The 19,251-nt window shown below is 34.5% G+C and carries 16 protein-coding genes and 1 pseudogene; 10 read left to right on the top strand and 7 right to left on the bottom strand.

Annotated features, from left to right (window positions below; genetic code table 11):
• Window positions 1-61 precede the first annotated feature (61 nt).
• Window positions 62-754 carry a DUF2306 domain-containing protein gene (locus tag GMB29_RS18360; RefSeq protein WP_136351411.1) on the bottom strand — a complete coding sequence of 231 codons (693 nt, stop codon included), beginning with the start codon at window positions 752-754 and terminating at the stop codon, window positions 62-64.
• 155 nt (window positions 755-909) lie between these two features.
• Between GMB29_RS18360 and lepB the strand changes: the two genes are divergently transcribed.
• The 6 genes and pseudogenes from lepB to GMB29_RS18330 all read left to right on the top strand — a co-directional run bounded on the left by lepB (window position 910) and on the right by GMB29_RS18330 (window position 4,702).
• Window positions 910-1,470: a signal peptidase I gene (gene lepB, locus GMB29_RS18355; protein WP_136351409.1), complete on the top strand. Its 561-nt coding sequence runs from the start codon at window positions 910-912 to the stop codon at window positions 1,468-1,470.
• Window positions 1,471-1,672: 202 nt separating this feature from the next.
• A pseudogene (locus GMB29_RS18350) lies at window positions 1,673-1,837 on the top strand (IS3 family transposase); the annotation flags it as partial.
• A gap of 156 nt (window positions 1,838-1,993) precedes the next feature.
• On the top strand, window positions 1,994-2,935 hold the full coding sequence (locus GMB29_RS18345) for a DUF4349 domain-containing protein (protein ID WP_136351406.1): 942 nt from the start codon (window positions 1,994-1,996) through the stop codon (window positions 2,933-2,935).
• An 80-nt stretch (window positions 2,936-3,015) separates the two neighbouring features.
• The gene (locus GMB29_RS18340) at window positions 3,016-3,168 is read left to right on the top strand and encodes a hypothetical protein (protein ID WP_155443916.1); all 153 of its coding nucleotides are present in this window, start codon (window positions 3,016-3,018) and stop codon (window positions 3,166-3,168) included.
• Window positions 3,169-3,316: 148 nt separating this feature from the next.
• On the top strand, window positions 3,317-4,210 hold the full coding sequence (locus GMB29_RS18335; protein WP_136351405.1) for a CPBP family intramembrane glutamic endopeptidase: 894 nt from the start codon (window positions 3,317-3,319) through the stop codon (window positions 4,208-4,210).
• A gap of 78 nt (window positions 4,211-4,288) precedes the next feature.
• Entirely contained in the window at window positions 4,289-4,702 is a 414-nt protein-coding gene (locus GMB29_RS18330) for a VOC family protein (protein ID WP_136351404.1), read from the top strand.
• Between the two features lie 93 nt (window positions 4,703-4,795).
• Here GMB29_RS18330 and GMB29_RS18325 read toward each other — a convergent pair whose 3' ends face one another.
• Window positions 4,796-5,218 carry a hypothetical protein gene (locus tag GMB29_RS18325; RefSeq protein ID WP_136351403.1) on the bottom strand — a complete coding sequence of 141 codons (423 nt, stop codon included), beginning with the start codon at window positions 5,216-5,218 and terminating at the stop codon, window positions 4,796-4,798.
• Window positions 5,219-5,438: 220 nt separating this feature from the next.
• On the opposite strand from GMB29_RS18325, the gene GMB29_RS18320 reads away from it, so the two are divergent.
• Complete coding sequence (locus tag GMB29_RS18320) at window positions 5,439-7,058, top strand: ABC-F family ATP-binding cassette domain-containing protein (protein WP_136351402.1); 1,620 nt, start codon at window positions 5,439-5,441, stop codon at window positions 7,056-7,058.
• 269 nt (window positions 7,059-7,327) lie between these two features.
• Here the strand turns inward: GMB29_RS18320 and GMB29_RS18315 are convergent, their stop codons facing one another.
• Both GMB29_RS18315 and GMB29_RS18310 read right to left on the bottom strand, forming a co-directional pair.
• Window positions 7,328-8,257 carry a CobW family GTP-binding protein gene (locus GMB29_RS18315; RefSeq protein ID WP_136351401.1) on the bottom strand — a complete coding sequence of 310 codons (930 nt, stop codon included), beginning with the start codon at window positions 8,255-8,257 and terminating at the stop codon, window positions 7,328-7,330.
• A 97-nt stretch (window positions 8,258-8,354) separates the two neighbouring features.
• Window positions 8,355-9,587 carry an aminopeptidase gene (locus GMB29_RS18310; RefSeq protein ID WP_136351400.1) on the bottom strand — a complete coding sequence of 411 codons (1,233 nt, stop codon included), beginning with the start codon at window positions 9,585-9,587 and terminating at the stop codon, window positions 8,355-8,357.
• Between the two features lie 170 nt (window positions 9,588-9,757).
• On the opposite strand from GMB29_RS18310, the gene GMB29_RS18305 reads away from it, so the two are divergent.
• Window positions 9,758-10,924 carry an acyl-CoA dehydrogenase family protein gene (locus GMB29_RS18305; RefSeq protein ID WP_227551384.1) on the top strand — a complete coding sequence of 389 codons (1,167 nt, stop codon included), beginning with the start codon at window positions 9,758-9,760 and terminating at the stop codon, window positions 10,922-10,924.
• Window positions 10,925-11,105: 181 nt separating this feature from the next.
• On the opposite strand, the gene GMB29_RS27095 is transcribed toward GMB29_RS18305, so the two are convergent.
• Together GMB29_RS27095 and mreBH are read right to left on the bottom strand one after the other, a co-directional pair.
• The gene (locus GMB29_RS27095) at window positions 11,106-11,243 is read right to left on the bottom strand and encodes a protein YkpC (RefSeq protein WP_168733733.1); all 138 of its coding nucleotides are present in this window, start codon (window positions 11,241-11,243) and stop codon (window positions 11,106-11,108) included.
• 488 nt (window positions 11,244-11,731) lie between these two features.
• A complete protein-coding gene (gene mreBH / locus GMB29_RS18300; protein WP_136351399.1) occupies window positions 11,732-12,739 on the bottom strand; it encodes a rod-share determining protein MreBH in 1,008 nt (335 codons plus the stop codon).
• Window positions 12,740-13,312: 573 nt separating this feature from the next.
• Here mreBH and GMB29_RS18295 point away from each other — a divergent pair.
• Window positions 13,313-15,664 carry an immune inhibitor A domain-containing protein gene (locus GMB29_RS18295; RefSeq protein WP_136351493.1) on the top strand — a complete coding sequence of 784 codons (2,352 nt, stop codon included), beginning with the start codon at window positions 13,313-13,315 and terminating at the stop codon, window positions 15,662-15,664.
• 210 nt (window positions 15,665-15,874) lie between these two features.
• Window positions 15,875-18,013 (top strand): DNA helicase RecQ, encoded by a 2,139-nt coding sequence (gene recQ, locus GMB29_RS18290; RefSeq protein WP_136351398.1) that lies wholly within the window; start codon window positions 15,875-15,877, stop codon window positions 18,011-18,013.
• A gap of 79 nt (window positions 18,014-18,092) precedes the next feature.
• Here recQ and GMB29_RS18285 read toward each other — a convergent pair whose 3' ends face one another.
• On the bottom strand, window positions 18,093-19,160 hold the full coding sequence (locus GMB29_RS18285) for an AbrB family transcriptional regulator (protein WP_136351397.1): 1,068 nt from the start codon (window positions 19,158-19,160) through the stop codon (window positions 18,093-18,095).
• Window positions 19,161-19,251: the final 91 nt, after the last annotated feature.

Raw genomic sequence — 19,251 nt, 5'->3', positions numbered from 1 at the left:
CGTGTGTAAAGTATGCGAAAACAGCCTTTATGAAGAATGATTGAATTTCCCATTAAAAACTTTAATTTTTTGGTTTGTTATATTTTCTTCCATAATAAATACCAAGAGCGATAATTAATGGAGTGATCACTATGGTTGGTAAAAACCACAAGAAGACATTTACAGATTCAATGTTTAGCAGTCTCGGTGCACCAAAGACAATAAACGCAGTCAATGTCGAGATGCTACATGCAAGCATACCTGCGAAGTGTTCAAATAACCAATGCATGTTTCTTTTTGGTTTTTGAAGCCAATAGAGTAAATGATTCAATCCTAAAAATATACCTAGAATAGGAAACCATGAGAGTAGAGGGGAATGTTGAAAAAATCCATATATACTAATGCCAATTCCTGATGTAAGTAACAGTGTTGGATATGTAATATCAAGCAGGTGTGTATGAGGCTTTTTACGAGTTTTAAATCGTAAAACCCTTAATCCATAGTAAGCGGATGCAGAGCTTAAAATACTAATAAAGATAAGAAACCATGAAAATGAAACGTCTTCATTTGATGCTGACGGATCGAAAAATATTTTGTAAAAACCCATATAAAAAGCACTAACTGCGACGACTATCATGCCATATACGTAAATCCAGCCGACAGTATTATGAACTTTTCCCCCTTTTTTAGTAACAATAGGAATCCAAAAGACAAAAAGAGCAGTAAATCCACCAATAATATGTAAAACTCTTACTATACTAAAAATTAGTTCCATTGCAAGAACACCTCTTTTCAGCTTTTTTCTTTTTAACATCCATTACCATTTTGTAGGAATGAACAAAAAAGATAAAGGACTTTTTTTCATTTTTTCGTAAATAAACAAATGAATATAGGTATAATGAAAGAAGAGTTTAAAATAGGAGGATCATCATGTCACAAACTGAAACAGAAACACAAAAATCAAAATTATGGGAATGGATAAAGGCAATCATTCTAGCAGTAGGGCTTGCAATGATCATTCGGATCTTCTTATTTGAACCATATTTGGTAGAGGGGACTTCGATGGATCCAACTTTAAAGGATGGGGACCGTCTGTTTGTTAATAAAACACTGCAATTCATTGGTGACATTGAGAAAGGGGATATTGTTATTATCGATGGAGAAGATGAAAATATTCGCTATGTTAAAAGAATTATTGGTCTTCCAGGTGACATTGTAAGTGCAGAAGAAGGCAAGGTATATGTTAATGGCAGAGAGTTAAAAGAACCGTACCTAGAAGGAAATAAAAAGGAAGCTGAACAATTTGGTATGCCATTAACAAATGACTTTGAAGATATTGAAGTTCCACAAAACAGTTATTTTGTAATGGGAGATAATCGTCTTAATAGCATGGATAGCCGTAATGGACTTGGTTTGATTGATGAAAACCGTATCTTAGGTAAATCAGAATTTATTTTCTTTCCTTTTAGCCACATAAGTAAAACAGAATAATAATTATAAAGCCGATTGAAAAGTGAACTGCCCCTTAAAAGTTAGACACCTAATCTAACATTTAAGGGGTGTTTTTATGACTAAAACTACAAAAGAAGAAAAAATCCGAATCATATTACGCTATTTAAATGGACAAGAAAGTTTAAATTAAATTCCGAGGGATGAAAAATGTTCACCAAGCAGAACTTAGTACGTGGATTCGATGGAGAGTTTCTTTGGCGTGTTAAAATCTGAATTGCTTTATTTACAAGAATTTGATAGTATCGAACATTTTGAAGAGGAATTGAAGCAATATATTGAGTACTATAATCACAAACACATGAAGGCAAAATTAAAAGACCTAAGCCCGGTAGAATACCGAACTTAGGTCTTGGAAGCCGCTTAATCAAATAAATCTAACTTTCTTGGGGCAGATCAAAGTCGTTTTCATCGGTTTTTTATTTTTTTGTCATAATTTTGTAACATTCCTTATTTCAACACCGACTATTTTAATAGTAGCAAAATTCATAAAGGATGTGGCGGGATGAATAGTAGGAAGATGATTTTTCTTGCACTTTTCTTTACTTTGTTCATAAGCGGTTGTAGTAGTGTTAGCGAGGATAGTAATAAAGCTGAAGGAACAGTTGGGGAAATAGACAGCACGACGAGCGAAGCTAAGAACAGTATTCAACAACCTGAATTAGCAACAGAAGAAAACAGTGAACAAGTAGTAGTGGAGGATAAAGAAACAAATCAATCTATAGATACAAATAGTACAGAAGATCGGATGGTCATCTATTCAGCAAATCTCACCATTCGAGTTGTAAGCTTTAAGGATACTTTGAAGCTAGTCAAACAACAGCTTACATCTGCAAATGGATATATCGTTGAATCAAATTCGTATTCAACTGGAGATGGCGAATCCCTTGAAGGGATGATAACGGTACGAATACCTCAAGGTACATTTGATTCATTTTTACAATCAGTTGAAAAAGAAAGTACAAAAGTTGTCGATCGATCCATTACTGGACAGGATGTGACAGAAGAATTTGTTGATCTCGAATCGCGATTAAAATCAAAGCAAGTTGTTGAGAATCGATTATTGGATTTTATGGAAAAAGCAGAAAAAACAGAGGATTTATTAAAAATTTCAACTGATTTAGCGACTGTGCAAGGAGAAATTGAGCAAATTAAAGGCAGAATGAATTACTTGAATAATAAAATAGATATGGCAACAGTTACAATCCATGTAATAGAAGATAAAGTGAAAGTGCCCCAATTAGAAAATAATGAGTTAAACACGTGGGAAAAAACGAAGCAACAATTCATGAATAGCGTGAATTTCTTATTGAAAATTTGCTCTGCACTTTTCGTTTTCATTGTAGGAAGCTTACCGATCATAATAGTTTTAGGTCTCCTCTTATTTCTATTCTTGATTATTAGAAGAATAAGAAGAAAGAAGCCACCAACAAATCCAAAAGAGTAGCCATCCTGTTTTTGTTCGAAACAAAAGTGAATGAGTCACACCTTCATCGTTAAAGCTATGATGGAATGGAGGTGTTTAATATGACGAAATATAAGGAAGAAGCTGTTGAAAATGGTTTTAACGGAATAGTTGGCAAAGCATATCTTGATATTGATCGAACATTTAATGTATCAGATTATGTCAAAGAAGCATCAGGCACATCAAAGATTAAAAAAAATAAAGATAACATTTAAGAGACTGATTAATCAGTTTGTTTTTTTGTATTATACTTTCCTATTTAGAAAGATTGAATAGAATAATAAATTCATTGAAAAATATGTTAATTTCTGTATAAAATGATGTGTAGATAGAAATGGGATATAGAGTGAAGGGAGTAGGGAAATGGATCGTAATTTCATACATATCAATGATGGGAAAAATACACATTTGCGATATATATCCTCTTTGTTCGTCATATTAGCATTTATATTCATAATCGCTACAATCATATATAGTAGCGTAATCATTGTTTTATCACTTTTTAAACCGGGCCTTGTGAACACAGATGACTTTCTCATTTTAGATCCATTACTTGATTTTTATTTGTATCATATCGTGAATTTTATTGCTCTATTGGGAATGTGGTTAGTGGCAAGAACCATACTAAAAAGAAAATTGATCTCATTTATCACACCTAATGCTCGGATAAATTGGTCGAAAATCATGTTTGGATTTTTTATTTCATTTTTATTATTTGCGTTGTTTGCTATTTTAGATTTTGCGATTTTTCCAAATGATTATGCATTAAATGATTTTGATGGAACACGCTTTGCTCTGCTGGTAGTCGCAGCGATCGTGTTAGTACCGATTCAAACCACGTCAGAAGAATTACTATTCAGAGGGTTTTTATTACAATGGGCAGGTAAGTTTACGAAAAATCCAATTATATTAATGATGATTGTAGGCGGAATCTTTGGCGGTCTTCATTTCGGTAATCCTGAAATGGAACATGGTGCTTTTTGGGTGGCAATTGATTATCTAGCAATGGGCTTCATTTGGACATATATTACAATCAAAACGAACAGTTCCGAATATGCAATTGGTGCCCATGCAGCAAATAATATGTTTTTATGTATTTTTCTAACAATGGATGATACTGTTGTTGGCGATATTCCTTCATTATTTCTAGTAACAAATGTAAATGAGATGCTTTCAGCATTTACGACGATAACGACGGGACTGATCTTCTTATTTGTTGTATTAAGAAAGCAACGTAATGATTATCAGTTTAAGTGAATAGAAGTTGACAGATTAATGATTGTCGTATGATTAAAAATTTTACATATTAATTAGAATGATAAAGGAGTGGAAAGTATGGGAAATCCTAAACAAAAGATTACAACGTTTTTAATGTTCGAAGGAAAAGCAGAAGAAGCAATGAATTTTTACATTTCTTTATTTGAAAATTCTGAGATCCTTACAATTTCCCGTTATGGTGCGAATGAGCCTGGAGCGGAAGGAACGGTATTAAATGCTACATTTTCGCTTAATGGACAACAATTTATGTGCATCGACAGTAGCATAAAGCATGAATTTTCCTTTACACCTGCAATTTCATTATTTGTTACATGTGAGACAGAAGAGGAAGTTGATCACCTTTTTGAAAAGTTGTCTGAAGGTGGAAACGTATATATGCCTTTAGCATCATACCCGTTTAGTGAGAAGTTTGGATGGGTTGGGGATAAATATGGGGTGACATGGCAATTAACACTTGAAAATAAAAATTAAAATCACGAAAACACGTGCATTTGAATGATGCACGTGTTATTTATAGTTAATCACTTCATGACTTAGTATGGATGATTAAACTGAAAAAGTTCGTCAGTTACTCTCTGCTTTTCTCTCGGTTAAAATATCTTTAATAATGGTGGCATGGATAGCAGCCCAAGCTTTCTCACGAAAGTGTAGAATCACACTTACAACAAGAATAAGTAAATAAATAGTGATAAAAATAAAAAAAGGCATGACCCCATTTTTAAATAATAACTCTTGTAATTGCTTGGAAAACAGAAATAAGACCCACGGACCAGCTGAAATAAAAATTGGAATCATCCCCATCCCGTTTTCTTCTTTCAAAACACGATAATAAACTCTTTTCAGTGTTGAACTATTAAGATTTTGATAAAATGATTGAATTTCTGCAATTTCTATTAATTCACTTAATTCATCTAATGAATGTTGATTAATTGTTGTTTCTTTTAATTTTAAAAAAAATTTATGTGCATCACCGCGAAATAAAGTCATTATCTAACCTCCAATCTATAAAAAAAGCTAAGTTCCCTAGTATGTTGGCAGCTGCAGTTGGAATAGAAAGAATTGTGAAATTCTTTTTCTTCTTTTACACTTAACAAATTTGAAGGAAAATATGCGTATGAATTTCCTTATTCGCGCTTGTTCAAAGGTATAAAAAACCGTTTTTAAGTGTTATAATTGTTTAGATGTTTAAAGTATTGGAGGATGTTTCATGATTCAAGTTACGAATGTTAGCTTACGATTCGGTGATCGCAAGCTTTTTGAAGATGTTAATATTAAGTTTACTCCGGGGAACTGCTACGGTTTAATTGGTGCGAATGGTGCAGGAAAATCCACGTTTTTAAAAATATTATCTGGTGAAATTGAAGCACAATCAGGTGATGTTAGCATGGCTCCTGGTGAGCGTTTAGCTGTGTTAAAACAAAATCACTTTGAATACGAAGAGCATGAAGTTCTTAAAACAGTTATTATGGGCCATAAACGTCTTTATGAAGTTATGCAAGAAAAAGATGCCATTTATATGAAAGCTGACTTTACAGATGAAGATGGTATGAAGGCTGCTGAATTAGAAGGTGAATTCGCTGAGCTAAATGGTTGGGAAGCAGAAAGTGAAGCAGCTATTTTATTAAAGGGTCTTGGCATTTCAGAGGATCTTCATACAAAGAAAATGGCTGATTTAACTGGTGGAGAGAAGGTAAAGGTTCTTTTAGCCCAAGCTCTTTTCGGTGAACCTGATGTCCTATTACTGGACGAGCCTACGAACCATCTTGACATTCATGCGATAGGTTGGCTTGAAGAGTTTTTAATTAACTTTGAAAATACCGTTATCGTTGTTTCACATGACCGTCATTTCCTAAATAAAGTTTGTACACATATCGCTGATTTAGACTTTTCTAAAATCAAGATTTATGTTGGTAACTATGATTTCTGGTACGAATCAAGTCAATTGGCACTTAAATTAGGTTCTGAAGCAAATAAGAAAAAAGAAGAGAAAATTAAAGAGCTTCAAAATTTTATTGCTAGATTTAGTGCAAATGCTTCTAAATCGAAACAGGCAACATCTCGTAAAAAGTTATTAGATAAGATTACATTAGACGATATTCAACCATCTTCACGTCGCTATCCATATGTTCATTTCACACCTGAACGAGAAATTGGTAATGATGTATTACGTGTAGAAGGTATTTCTAAAACAATCGATGGTGTGAAAGTATTAGATAATATTAGCTTTATTATGAACAAAGAAGATAAAATTGCACTTGTAGGCCGTGATGAAATTGCGATTACAACTCTATTCAAAATTTTAGCAGGTGAAATGGAGCCTGACAGTGGAACATTTAAATGGGGTGTTACAACATCACAAGCTTATTTTCCAAAGGATAATAGTGAATATTTCACTGGTTCTGAACAAAGTCTTGTTGATTGGTTACGTCAATACTCTCCAAATGATCAAAGTGAAAGCTTTTTACGTGGTTTCTTAGGACGTATGCTTTTCTCTGGCGAGGAAGTAATGAAAAAGCCAAGTGTATTATCAGGGGGAGAGAAAGTACGTTGTATGCTTTCTAAAATGATGTTAAGTGGTTCAAATGTTCTTTTACTAGAAGAGCCAACAAACCACTTGGATCTTGAATCAATTACAGCTTTAAACAATGGTTTGACAGCTTATAAAGGTGCAATGATTTTCAGTTCGCATGACCATCAATTTGTTCAAACGATTGCGAATCGAATTATTGAAGTAACACCAAATGGAACGGTAGATAAACAAATGACTTATGATGAGTTCTTAGAAGATGCAACAGTACAAAAACAAGTGAAAGAATTATACGCATAATCACCCATTAATAAGCTCATATGAAAAGAGATAGCGACATTTCGCTATCTCCTTTTTTTATTGGCTCTGTTAAAGCTCATTGTTGATTTGGCACTATGTTGATTAGACTTCTGCTTAGAAAAGCGAATCAAAGGGAGACCCAACAGGCGCATGGCGCTGTGGAGGATCCCGGACCGCCTGCGGAAAGCGAACATCACTTGTCGCAATCAACAGTTAAGTTTAACAGAGCCTTTTTATTGAAAATAATTGTAATACGAACAACAAAATGACTAATTTTGATCTATGTCTTCTTCTAATAAAAGAAGCTTTCTTTTTAACATCTCATGGTCCAAATTTTCACCGATAAAAACAAGTGTTTGTTTCATTTTTAGTTGCTCTTTCAAATACAATGGCATCCCATATGAATACTGAAATAGATAAGTATCCTTCGAATGTGTAAAGGAGAGATAGCCTTTTATACGATAGATTGTATCAGGCATGTCTCTTAAAAATTGTTCAAATCGATCTAAATTAATAGATTTCGAAAATGTATGGACATATGTCCGCATATGTAATGTATGATGAACATGTGCTTCTTCATGTTGCTTTCTCTTCATTCTTTGTTTTGGCTGCAGCTGTGCTAATGGTATATTGGCATATTCAGTCATGAGCAGTCTTCCATGATTGTTTATAGCTTGTATTTCTGAAACAATCGTTGCTTTTTCACTTTCTGTTAGACTATCTATTTTATTTAAAAGCACAATATCAGCATGTTGAACTTGTTCAACTAATAGCTTTCTTAATTGAATGCTTAAATGTGAACGATCTTGCCATCGTTTACTATCAATGATTGTTACAATTGCTTGGACAGCTAGTTTGTCAGCAAAAAGGGGTGACATACATGCATCAAGAACCTCAATCGGGTGGGCAACCCCTGTTGTTTCAATATAAATGGCATCTAGTTCATAATCCTTTAACATATTTTCAAGCTGTACTTCAAGTTGTCCTTGAATGGTGCAGCATACACATCCATTTAAAAGCTCCATTAATGGGGTTTCCTTTGGTACAGCATTTGAATCAATAGAAACTTCTCCAAGCTCATTCATAATGACCGCAATTTTTCGATCTTGTTGTTTTTCTTGAGTAAGTATTGTTTGTAGAAGTGTTGTTTTGCCGGCTCCGAGAAAACCGGATAAAATGTAAACCTCAACAGGTTTCATTGTAGTTCTCCTTTCATGATTCATTCACAAAAAAGGGGTCTGACTTAAAGTGAAATAGTCTGACCCCAATGCACTACTTTTGGCTATTAAAATAGGATTAAAATGTCCATGTGCCTTTACGGAATATTGCTTCAGTTGTTCCATCTTCTAATATCCCGTCAATGTCCATATCAGCTGAACCAATCATAAAATCAACATGAGTAATACTAGAGTTCACCCCGACTTTTTCCAACTCTTCACGAGACATTTTTTTTCCGCCTTCAACGCAAAAGGCATAGCCATTTCCAATCGCTAAATGATTAGAGGCATTTTCATCGAACAATGTATTGTAAAAAAGGATGCCAGACTGAGAAATAGGTGAATCATGTGCAACTAAAGCTATTTCTCCCAAATAATGAGAACCCTCATCTGTGTCAACTAATTGCTTTAATACTTCTTCACCTTTTTCAGCTCTCACATCGACGATGCGTCCATTTTCAAATGTAAGGGAGAAGTTATCAATTAGATTTCCGCTATAGCTTAATGGTTTCGTACTTTTTACGATGCCATTTACTCCATTGCGTGATGGAACAGTGAACACTTCTTCTGTTGGCATATTCGCCATAAAGAAATTTCCCTTTTCATTTTCACTCCCTGCTCCTACCCAAGTATGTGTGTCATGAAGCTCAATTGTTAAATCAGTACCAGTCGCTTTATAATGGAGTTTTTTATATTTTTTGCTATTTAAGTATTCTACTTTTTTATGTAAGGCGTCATTATGATCTTTCCATGCCTGAACAGGGTCTGCTTGATCAACACGAGTTGTTCTAAAAATTGCTTCCCAAAGCTTTTCAACTTGTTTATTTTCATTTTCCTCAGGAAATACTTTAGCAGCCCATTCCTTCGAAGCTGCTGCAATAACGGTCCAGCTTGCTTTATCAGCTTGCAAATAGTTGCGATATTTTGTTAATGCCATACCTGCAGCTTTTGTTGATGCTGCAATCCGCTTTGGATCAATCCCGCTAAGCAGGTCAGGATCAGATGAAATAATGGACATAAAAGCTCCATCATTTTCTGCTAATGTCTCCAATCCTTGTGCCTTCCATTCTGGGTAATCATTTAATGATTCTTCTGATGCAAGCTCAAAGCGAGTTCTTGTAATGACATCATCATGCCAATCAACATATACATTTCGTGCTCCTGCTTCATAGGCCTTTTTGACAACAAGGCGCACAAATTCAGCTACCTCGGTAGAAGCGTTTATGTTTAAATTTTGATTTTGTTGAATATTTACACCTACGCGAACAGCTAGTTCTGCATATTTTTCTAAATTTTGTTGAAAAGTAGACATGGTTAACCTCCTCATTATTCAATATCCCTATACGATACCTCCATTGTTGGAAGTTACTACATATTTTATCAAATCAAATGCAAGAAAGGAACGAGAAAGCCTATTCATAAGCCAAAATACTTTCAGTCATGTGGGAAAATGATTACAATTAGTGGTAATGAGGTGATAACGTGAACTTTTTGGATGAATCCTTTATAAAAACTCCAAAACAAAAGGAATACCTATTAAAGGCAGCTGGACTAGCAGCAGAATTTGCCTTAACAGCTGATCAGTTTGACCGTGAAGGTGCTTTTCCATTTAAGCATTTTGATCGATTAAAAGAAAAAGGGTTATTAAAGTTAACGATTCCACAGCAATATGGAGGTGAAGGTGCAACATTATATGAGTTTTTATTAGTACAAGAAAAAATTGCACAAGGTGATGCTGCAACAGCTTTATCGTTAGGATGGCACTTGGGGTTATTGATGCATCTTAACGACACACAGAAATGGAAGATAGATACATATAAAAAAATTTGTAAGGAAATCGTTTCAAGTAATAAATTGATAAATAGTGCCGCAACAGAGCCTAATTCTGGTAGTCCTGCAAGAGGAGGGAAGCCAGAAACAATTGCTTCAAAAAAAGATGGAAAATGGGTGATAAATGGTAAGAAAATTTTCACCTCTTTAGCACCTGCTTTAGATTATTTTATTGTACCAGCTACTATTGAAGAAACTGGAGAGATTGGTGATTTTCTTATTCCAAGGTCTCAGAATGGATTAGCCATTGAAGAAACTTGGGATACGTTAGGGATGCGCGGAACACGAAGTGATGATTTAATCCTCAAAGATGTTAAATTGCCAATTGAAGCATTAGTAGAAACGAAACAGAAAAAAGAAAAGCCATTTGCACAAGGCTGGTTACTCCATATTCCCGCTTGTTATAGTGGAATTGCGATTGCAGCCAGGAATGAGGCAGTAGAATTTTCTAAAACATATCAGCCAACTAGTCTAACACATCCAATTAAAGATATTCCTGAGGTTCGTAGAAAAGTAGCTGAAATGGATATAAAATTAATGACTGCGAGGACCCACATGTATTCTATTGCTGAAAAATGGGATTCATGTCCAAGTGGAAGAGCAAAGCTTGCATATGATTTAGCAATCGCAAAGACAATCGTTACGAATATGGCCGTTGAGGTTGTGGATCTTGCAATGAGAATTGTTGGAGGGCAAAGTTTGTTTAGGTCAAATGCTCTTCAAAGACATTATCGTGATGTACGTGCAGGGTTACACAATCCTCCCTCAGATGATATTACGATGAAAATTGTAGCGGATCGAGCGTTTCAAGTTGATTGAATCATTAATGAAAATGTGGGGTAAATAACAATTACTAGCATTCAAGAATCTAGTCAGCTGATTTTCAGTGAGATTCTTGAATGCAATTCCATAATATGTAGTTTTCACGGTCTATACAAGCAACAATGTAAGTCTTTAGTTGTTTGAAAACACTCATAAATGAGGAATGAGGACATAATGATTATTCCCCTTGAACTTGGACTAATTCTTTATTGTTTGATGAACTCGCTGGCATATTTGCAAGGGAAACACTCATTCCTCCCATGATAATAACTGCTAATGTTAAACTAATAATGATACGTCTGCTTAAATCCTTCACTAAGAAACCTCCCAAAATTTTTCAATTATTAAACAAATTGGTGATGAAGAATGTTTTATCATTTGAAAGTATTGAACCAAACATAATTTATTCATAAATAAGGGAAATGATGATATAAAAAATGTTAATTTTATGTAAATTTCATGACAAAATGATAAACAAAGCAAATAGCAGTTTCGATTTTTCTTTTTTTAAAGCCTGTTTTCTAAGAGATTGTTGCTATTAAAACGAAAACTATTTAAGGTTGATTAGCGCGGATTGCGAGACTACTGCGGGAGCAGCAGGACAGGTGAGACTCATGCAGGCGTTTACGCCGAGGATGCTTCACCCTCGCCGCTCGCCCCTACAGAAAGCGAGCATCTTCAGCTGCAATCAACCACACCACAATACTTGGTAAATAGCAACAAAGTTTGCGAAAACAGCCTTTCTAAAAAAAGACTTAAAGAAAATCGAATTTCTTTAAGTCTTTAAGTATGATAGATATCTATTTATTTTGCAGCCTTTAATAATTTACTGATAACTGTCAAAGATCTACCTGTACCAATTGCGACAGCTTCAAGTGGGTTTGGAGCAATATGGACAGGAACAACAATTTCCTCACTTAGCCAATCTTGTATACCATTCATTAAAGCTCCACCACCTGTCAGAATGACACCTCGATCAACAATATCGCCACTAAGCTCAGGTGGACAATCTTCCAGTGTAGCACGAATTGCTTCTAAAATGTGTAATAGTGATTCTCTCATAGCTTCCTGCATTTCATACGATGACACATTGATTGTCTTCGGTAAGCCTGTTACTAAGTCACGGCCGCGAATATCCATTGTTACTTTTTCATGTTTAGCTAATGCGTAGCCTATTTCTATTTTCATATCTTCAGCAGTACGTTCACCAATTAATAGATTGTAATTTTTACGAATATATTGAATGATATCTTCATCTAATTGGTCACCGCCAATTCGAATAGAATTGCATGAAACGACACCACCAAATGAAATGATTGCTACTTCAGTAGTTCCCCCGCCAATATCAACAATCACATTGGCAATCGGTTCATCAACTGGTAAATCTGCACCAATCGCAGCTGCTACCGGTTCTTCAATTAAATGGACTTGCTTTGCACCTGAGCTTCTAATTGCGTCTTGAATAGCTCTTCTTTCTACAGATGTAGCACCTGATGGCGTGCAAACAACAACAGTTGGTTTACGCATAGATATACCTAGTTTACGAGAGGCAATCTTCATAATATGTTTTAACATGTCTGTTGTAATATCGTAATCTGCGATTACACCATCTTTTAGTGGCCTAACGGCAACTATTTTACCTGGCGTCTTACCAATCATACTTTTTGCTTCAGATCCCACCGCTAAAACTTTTTTTGTTACAGTATCGATCGCTACCACAGAGGGTTCATTTAGAACAATTCCTTTATTTTTACTATAAACCAATATATTTGCTGTTCCTAAATCTATTCCAATTTCAGTATTTGTTAACATGATTTAATCAAACCTCATTTCTTCTCACTTTATTATAGATTTTGTGGAAGTTTGTAGTTTTTTGGGGGCTGCTTTTTATCTGAAAAAAGATCGTCATCTCTTTGTCATCTTTTCGTCATAAAGGTGACAGGTTTTAACAGTTTATAAACTCTTCAAACGTTATTATTAAGTTAGTAGAATAATTTACTTTATTGATATAAAACTTTAAAGCAAAAATGTTTTTATTGGATTTATAAATATAGTTGATGATATTAGGTAAAATCCTTTTCGAATAAGATAAAAAACTACTTGAGTAAATAAACTGACAGGATTGTTGAAATAAAAGGGAATTTATTGAGGTGAAAAAATGTTTATATTTTCCTATTTACCATATATTTCATAGGATAAAGTAATCTGTTTTAATTTTCTGAAAATAGATTAATCGGACTATTTATTATATCTATATAAAAATTATAATAGAATTTAATACTTTAATTTTTTACTAGAAAAATAATTTACAAGAATAAGGGGGATTATTTTTTGAGGAAATTAAAAAGGGGAATTGAGACAAAAAGAAGGAGTCAATGGAATAAGATGTTTAAAATGACAGCAAGTTCACTTGTTGTGGGAGGGTTATTATTCAGTACATATTTTCCAGCTTCTTCAAGTGTACAAGCTGCAGTAACGGTTCCGGAATCAGCACCTATTGACTGGAATCTTGTACCTGATGAACGTTTGGTAAATGCATTAAAAGAAAAAGGTATCATCGCAAAAAATGCTTCGCCAGAGCAAGTGAAAAAGACCTTAAAACAATATATTGAGAAAAAGCAAGGTGAAAAGGAGAAAGTAGATTCAGAGGATCACTCAAGTAAAAAAATGAATGATAAGAAATCAAAGGATTTTTTAGAAAAACAAAAGGAAAAATTAACAAAGCAGCTAAATAAAGGGCATAAGAAAATTGATAAAGGCAATCGAAATGGATATGTAAAAGTAAATTCTGCAAAGCAAGCTCCATATAATGGTGGAGTTCGAACGGATAAGGTGCTAGTCTTGTTAACTGAATTTGATGATTTCAAACACAACAATGTCATACAGGAAGAAGGATATATGTATGCAGATGATTTTAACCGCGAACATTACGATAAATTAATGTTTGGTGATAAAGAATTTACTTTATTTAATGGTGAAAAGGTTAAAACATTTAAGCAATATTATGAAGAGCAATCAGGCGGAAGTTATACGGTAGATGGAACAGTTTCAGATTGGCTCACAGTACCTGGAAAAGCAAGAGACTACGGTGATGATAATCCTGCTGGCGGTCATGATAACTTAGATCCCGAAGGTCCGCGTGATCTTGTGAAAGATGCTTTAAATGCTGCTGTAGCATCAGGCATTAATTTAGCAGAATATGACCAATTTGACTTATATGATCTTGATAGTGATGGCAATCAAAATGAGCCTGATGGATTAGTTGATCATTTAATGATCATCCACGCTGGTTCTGGACAGGAAGCTGGCGGCGGAGCGTTAGGTGATGATTCAATATGGTCACATCGCTGGACATTAGATGGGGTCTATCCTGTAACAGGTACAAAAGCGCAAGTTGATTATTGGGGCGGCTCAATGGGTGCATTTGATTATACTATTCAGCCAGAAGATGGTGCTGTTGGTGTGTTTGCACATGAATTTGGCCATGACCTGGGTTTACCTGATGAATATGATACACAATATTCTGGACAGGGTGAACCGATTGCATCGTGGTCAATTATGAGTGGAGGCAGTTGGAATGGTAAAATCGCTGGAACAGCACCAACGAGTTTTTCACCGCAAAATAAAGAATTTTTCCAAACAACTATGGGTGGAAATTGGGCAAATATTGTAGAGGTTGACTATGAAGATATTGATAAAAATGGAATAGCCTCGTATATTGACCAAAGTGTAACGAAGTCTAAAAATCCTGGGATTGTGAAAGTGAATTTACCACAAAAAGATGTAAAAGGAATCATGCCTGCATTCGGTGAAAAGTACTATTACAGTACAAAAGGCGATGATCTTCACACATTATTAACTACTCCTGAATTTGATTTAACAAATGTTACATCTGCAACATTCCAGGCTAAGGCTTTTTATGAAGTTGAATTTGATTATGACTATGTGTATGTGAATGCTGAAATAGAAGGTGAAGATCCAGTGCAATTAGATGTCATTGGTGATGAAAATACATCAGGTGGCTATGAATCTACTCTAGGGAAATGGAGCGATATCACCTATGATCTTACTCCATATGCCGGCAAGAAAGTAAAACTTGTATTTGAATATGTTACAGACGGCGGATTAGCTCCAAATGGTTTTGCGATCGATGAGTTGAAAGTAACAGCTGATGGAACAGAAATTTTTACAGATAATGCAGAAGGTGATGCAAAAGTATCTTTAGATGGATTCATCGTCACAAATGGGTATTCTAAAGCGGACAACTACTATTATCTTGAATGGAGAAATTATGCAGGATCTGATAAAGCGCTTGCCTATTCAAGAGATGCTGTTTACAACACAGGATTAGTCGTTTGGTATGCTGATGAAAGTTTTACAGATAACTGGGTTGGTGTTCATCCAGGGGAGGGCTTTTTAGGTGTTGTAGACTCACATCCTGAAGCTGTTTTTGGAACATTGAATGGACAAAAGACGGTCTCTCAAAGTACACGCTATCAAATAGCTGATGCAGCTTTTTCATATGATGAAACTCCAAAATTTTATGTTGATTCACCATCTCGTGGTGCATATAACTTTGTAAGTTTGAAAGGGAACCGTATCTTTAATGATTCAATCCCATACATTGATTCTAATATTAAAGATGCTGGACGTCTTGTTCCAACATATGGTTTGAAATTTGAAGTAATCGGTGAAGCAAAAGACAATTCTGCTGGAGCGGTTTGGATCCATAAATAAGGATATATCTATTCAAAGCTAGCACATTAGATTTTCTTAGAATAAAAAAGAAAATCATGTGTTAGCTTTTTATTTTTTACGGTACATGAAAATAGATTTTTACTAATTTGATAAAATGAAAAATTGACAGAAAGACCTTTGGTTTCTTTTAATCATGATATACTTAATAGCAAATGATTTTGTATACCATCAAGGAACAAAGGTGATGACATGATACAACTGGCTGAGAATAAATTGAATGAATATTTTGGCTACTCTTCTTTTAGAAAAGGCCAAGAAGAAATAATAGACAACGTATTAAATGGAAATGATACTTTAGCAATTATGCCTACAGGTGGAGGGAAATCCATATGCTATCAGATTCCAGCATTACTAATGGATGGCATCACAATCGTTATTTCTCCACTTATCTCATTAATGAAGGATCAAGTAGATGCGCTAACGAGTGTTGGTATCTCATCTACCTATATTAATAGCAGTCTTTCTGCGACTGAATTAAATGAACGATTGACTGCAGTAAGAGCAGGTGTTTATAAAATTATTTATATTGCTCCAGAGCGTCTTGATTCTCAAGTTTTCCACTCGTTTCTTTTATCGATGAATGTATCGATGGTCGCGGTTGATGAAGCGCATTGTATTTCTCAATGGGGACATGATTTTCGACCAAGCTATCGTAGGATAAAAGAGTTGATTTATGAATTTGAGCAAAAGCCACTTGTTATGGCATTAACGGCTACTGCAACAAGGGAAGTTACTTCAGATATTTGTCAGCTATTAAATATCTCTGAATTAAATACTTTTGTAACTGGGTTTGCTCGCGAGAATTTAACGTTTAATGTAATAAAAGGTGAAAATAAACGAGATTATATAACGAAATATATTAAAGCAAATCCCGATCAGGCTGGTATTATCTATGCTTCTACACGAAAGGAAGTTGATGAGCTATATCAATACTTAAAAAAGAGCGGCTTAAAAGTTGGGAAATATCATGCTGGTTTATCAGAACAGGAACGATCAGATCAGCAGGATCAGTTTCTTTTTGATAGACTAGATGTCATGGTTGCAACAAATGCATTTGGAATGGGAATAAATAAGTCTAATGTGCGATATGTTATTCATCACAACCTCCCTAAAAATATTGAGGCTTACTATCAGGAAGCTGGTCGAGCTGGTCGTGATGGTGAAAAAAGTGAATGTATAATATTGTTTGCAGGTCATGATATTCAGCTTCAAAAGTTTTTAATTGAACAAACAACATTAAGTCATGATAAAAAAATGCACGAATATCAAAAGCTCCAACAGATGGTGGATCTCTGTCATACTGAAAAATGTATTCAATCATATATTGTAGAATATTTTGGAGAAAATTCCCCAGATTCGGATTGCGGGAAATGTATTAATTGTCGGGATACACGTTCAAAAATTGATGTTACAACAGATGCTTTAATGGTTTTTTCTTGTATCAAAAGAATGAATGAAAGATTTGGTAAAACACTTGTTGCACAAGTATTAAAAGGCTCAAAAAACAAACGTATAACACAAATGGGATTTGAAAAGCTTTCAACATATAGCTTAATGAAGCATAAAACGGAGAAACAAATTGTTGATTTTATTGATTTTCTAATTGCTGAAGGTTACTTATCCTTAACAAATGCTCAATATCCTGTTCTAGAGCTTAGTAATAAAGCTAGGCAAGTAATTGTTGAGAAACAGCAGATCTATAAGAAAGAACAAATGATAATTCAGGCAATTGAGGCAAATGATACTTTATTTGAAAAACTTAAGCAGGTGAGAAGAGATTTAGCCTCAAAGCTAGCAGTGCCGCCCTATATTATATTTTCAGATAGTAGTTTAAAAGATATGAGCAGTAAATGCCCAATAAATGAAGATGAATTTTTAGAAGTAAAGGGTGTTGCAAAGGCGAAGCTCGAAAAATATGGTAATGACTTTCTTGCAGTCATTTGTGAGTTTATGAAGGTGGAAAGAAAAACACCTATAAACAGTGAAGCTAATCCAACTTTACAAAAAGTTGTTTCAAATAAAACCGCTAGCTATCTCACTACCTATGAATGCTATCAGGAAGGAACTTCAATTAAAGATATTTGTATAAATAGGGGTTTATCAGAAATTACCGTACAAAACCATCTTATTCGTGCTGCAAGTGAAGGCTATCCAATCCAATGGTCACAAATCATTTCAGATGAAGAAGAGGCGCTTATCATTGAAAAAGTTTATGAGCTTGGAACGGAAATGTTAAAACCAATTAAAGAAGCACTTCCAGATCATATTAATTATTTTCAAATCAAGGCAACAATTTGTAAATTACAACTAGAGTCTGTTAAACATTAAAATATGTGTCAAAGGACACGTTCACATCCATAAGATTCGCATCGATAAGATGAAATCAGATTGTATGTGAACGTTGTTTTTATTTTGATAAAGTTTTTTCTTCTAATGAAGAGTTATTTAACCAGTATTTTAATATACTTGGTACGAAACCAATAATAAAAAGTAAGCGAATAAATTGCAGAGAACTTACAATTGCTGGATTTGCATCAATGACCGAAGCTGTTAACACCATTTCGACAAGACCGCCTGGAGCTAATGACAGAATAGCAGTTGCTATATCTAAATCAGTGACAAGTGAAAATAAATAGCCAAAACCAAAGCTGGCTATAATTAAAAGAATGCTCGTTAAAAAATAGTAGCCACAATACTTCCCGCCCAATTTTAAATCCTCAAAAGTAATCATTAATCCTAATCCAATCCCTATCGTTAGTTGTGCAAGGATTAAGAAGAAATCATGAATAGAAGGTAATGAAATACCAAGAATATTTACTATCGAAGTAGTTAAAAGTGGGCCTATTACAAATGCAGCTGGGACCTTCTTGTTCAGTAACCACCCTACGATACCAGCAAGAACAAACCAACTATATGATAGGAAGCTTGATTGACCTTGGAGGGCATCAAAAGATTGGACATCTAATTGTGGTTGGAACAAATGTTGGATAGTAAAAGGAACAAACAATACAACAGTTAATAGTCTTACTGTTTGGAAGATTGTTACTAATGACGTATTGGCATGGAGAGATTGACTTGCAGCAACCATTTCTGATAGACCGCCAGGAATGGATGCGAAAATACTCGTATTTATATCGATTTTTACGAGTTTGCTTATTAAGAAACCATTTAAAATACTTATCAGGATTAGGGAAATAACTGTTATTAAAAAAGGGACCAAATAAGGGCCTACTATTAAAAACGTTTCTTTTGTAAAAGCTAAGCCAAAGGAAATACCTAAAATGATAAATGATCCGTTTTTAATAATGAGAGGTTGATATAATTGTTTACCTGTAACGAAAATTGATCGCCAAATGATTAATATTGTCATTGGACCGAGAATCCATGCAAGCGGGATATGGAAAAAACTAAAAAGCAAACCACCAATCGAACCGATAATATATGGTAATAGCACATTGGTAATAGATTGAATCATATGTACCTCCATTAATTGACTGTCTTGTTATTTTACCACACGATTCAACATTAGGAGTTTAATTAGTAATGCTATTTAAGGGGAAAATACG

The sequence above is a fragment of the Metabacillus sediminilitoris genome (genome assembly GCF_009720625.1).
GTDB classification, from domain to species: domain Bacteria; phylum Bacillota; class Bacilli; order Bacillales; family Bacillaceae; genus Metabacillus; species Metabacillus sediminilitoris.
Note: the sequence above shows the minus strand (reverse complement) of the source record. Positions and strands in the feature narration are given on the sequence as shown.

Coding starts and splice junctions, on each gene's coding strand:
- GMB29_RS18360 (WP_136351411.1), bottom strand. CDS start 754: ATGGAACTAATTTTTAGTATAGTAAGAGTTTTACATATTATTGGTGGA.
- lepB (WP_136351409.1), top strand. CDS start 910: ATGTCACAAACTGAAACAGAAACACAAAAATCAAAATTATGGGAATGG.
- GMB29_RS18345 (WP_136351406.1), top strand. CDS start 1,994: ATGAATAGTAGGAAGATGATTTTTCTTGCACTTTTCTTTACTTTGTTC.
- GMB29_RS18340 (WP_155443916.1), top strand. CDS start 3,016: ATGACGAAATATAAGGAAGAAGCTGTTGAAAATGGTTTTAACGGAATA.
- GMB29_RS18335 (WP_136351405.1), top strand. CDS start 3,317: ATGGATCGTAATTTCATACATATCAATGATGGGAAAAATACACATTTG.
- GMB29_RS18330 (WP_136351404.1), top strand. CDS start 4,289: ATGGGAAATCCTAAACAAAAGATTACAACGTTTTTAATGTTCGAAGGA.
- GMB29_RS18325 (WP_136351403.1), bottom strand. CDS start 5,218: ATGACTTTATTTCGCGGTGATGCACATAAATTTTTTTTAAAATTAAAA.
- GMB29_RS18320 (WP_136351402.1), top strand. CDS start 5,439: ATGATTCAAGTTACGAATGTTAGCTTACGATTCGGTGATCGCAAGCTT.
- GMB29_RS18315 (WP_136351401.1), bottom strand. CDS start 8,257: ATGAAACCTGTTGAGGTTTACATTTTATCCGGTTTTCTCGGAGCCGGC.
- GMB29_RS18310 (WP_136351400.1), bottom strand. CDS start 9,587: ATGTCTACTTTTCAACAAAATTTAGAAAAATATGCAGAACTAGCTGTT.
- mreBH (WP_136351399.1), bottom strand. CDS start 12,739: ATGTTAACAAATACTGAAATTGGAATAGATTTAGGAACAGCAAATATA.
- GMB29_RS18295 (WP_136351493.1), top strand. CDS start 13,313: ATGTTTAAAATGACAGCAAGTTCACTTGTTGTGGGAGGGTTATTATTC.
- recQ (WP_136351398.1), top strand. CDS start 15,875: ATGATACAACTGGCTGAGAATAAATTGAATGAATATTTTGGCTACTCT.
- GMB29_RS18285 (WP_136351397.1), bottom strand. CDS start 19,160: ATGATTCAATCTATTACCAATGTGCTATTACCATATATTATCGGTTCG.